The sequence below is a fragment of the Rubritepida flocculans DSM 14296 genome (assembly GCF_000425365.1).
GTDB classification, from domain to species: domain Bacteria; phylum Pseudomonadota; class Alphaproteobacteria; order Acetobacterales; family Acetobacteraceae; genus Roseococcus; species Roseococcus flocculans.
The window spans coordinates 1-1531 of the sequence record NZ_AUDH01000070.1 but is presented as its reverse complement, the minus strand read 5'-3'; the positions used below and the strand labels follow the sequence as shown (position 1 = coordinate 1531).

Genomic DNA, 1531 nt, shown 5'->3' with positions numbered 1-1531 from the left:
CGCCGACCCGAAGCCCTTCCGCTGGACCGCGCCCGCCGACACCATCATCGGCAAGCACCAGCGCGGGAAACGTCTGCTGGAATCGCTCCACTAGCATGGACCGCACGGTGATGTTCCTCGATCCGTTCGGAATGCAGGTGCAGTGGGCCACGCTAGAGCAGATCGCCGCCAGCCAGAAGGTCGACTTATGGCTCCTCGTGCCGACCGGTCAGGCGCTAATTCGCCTGCTTGCCCGGCACGGCAAGATCTCGAGCGGTTGGGAGCGTGCGCTCAGCGATTTCCTGGGGGGAGACGACTGGCGCGACAGGTTTTATGCCCAACCGTCCCAAGACCTCTTCGGTACACTGCGGCAGGAGAGGCAGGCGACGCTCCAGGACGTCTCACGGTTCGTCATCGAACGCCTCAAGGCGACTTTTGGCCCCGGCACCCACCCGACCGGTCTGTCGCTCGCCCGCGGCGGGAGCGGTGCAGAGGCGTACCTCCTGGCGTTCGCCTGCGCCAACCGCAACCCCGCCGCTTACAACCTAGCCCTGAAGTTCGCCGACCATATGATCAGGCATCCGCGCGGCGCCTGACCGGGGCGGTCAGGGCGCAGGGAACTGGTCCCAGATCTGGCCGTCCAAGTGCCGGCCCGCCGCCTTCTTTGCGACCCGCACGAGTGGGGTTCCGCCCATCATGCGCGCTGCCGCCGTCCGATCTACAGCCGGCACCCAGTTGCCCCACTGCTTGAAGTGGAACGGCACTCCAGCTTCGACGCACTGATCGCGCAGTGCTCGAAACCACGCCGGATCGGAGGGCCGGGCGTGGCCGCCGCTCTCGCCACCCGCGATGACCCAATGAATGTAGGGCCGCAGCCAGAGCGAGAGATCCAATCGCCCGAGCAGCGGCTCGCACGATAAAAAGCGGACGTGTGCTGGGACCTTTGCGAGTTCAGGGAGCCGGCGCTCCGCCCATGTCTGGGTTTCTACCGTTGCTCCCAGCCACACGTTCCGTGGCCAGCGCTCGCCCCAGGGTGCGAGCGCCGCCGCTCGATCCGGACGCTTGGTGAGCAAGAGCCAGTCTAGCCATGGCGTCTCTGTGATCAGCTCTGCCAGCCTCGCCCGCCAGGGGTCGAGATCGCGGCGGTCCTCGAAGACATCCGCCATGCTGGCGCAGAACACGCGATGCCTGCGCCCACTGGACTCCGCCTCCCGGTTCCAACGCCTAGGCTCGGCCCAGTGCGCCTCACCGAAGAAGCGGCGAGGCGCCCGCGCTCCCCATACGGCGGCACCGACGCGCTTCGCCCAGGCTTCCGCGTAGCAGTGCTTGCAGGCCGGAGACACCTTCACGCAACCCCACCAAGGATTGAAGGTGTGGTCCGTCCACTCAATGCGGCTGTTCTTGGCCACCTGCTGGTTCCCTCGATTCGTAATGTTTACAGTCTGTTCTCCCCGTTTCCTAGGCCACGTGGACAAACTGACCTGAGGGGGATTCCCTCGACGCGGTGGAGTGTGATTCGAAGCTGATCTCTGGGATGGAGATCAGCGTTGAT

At 65.6% G+C, this 1531-nt stretch carries 2 protein-coding genes; one reads left to right on the top strand and one right to left on the bottom strand.

All coding sequences use genetic code 11. The features are described from left to right. Positions 1–95 precede the first annotated feature (95 nt). Entirely contained in the window at positions 96–575 is a 480-nt protein-coding gene (gene tcmP / locus H596_RS22515; protein ID WP_051213441.1) for a three-Cys-motif partner protein TcmP, read from the top strand. Between the two features lie 9 nt (positions 576–584). Here the strand turns inward: tcmP and H596_RS23670 are convergent, their stop codons facing one another. Further along, entirely contained in the window at positions 585–1388 is an 804-nt protein-coding gene (locus H596_RS23670; protein WP_084603034.1) for a DUF5131 family protein, read from the bottom strand. Between the last annotated feature and the right edge of the window lie 143 nt (positions 1389–1531).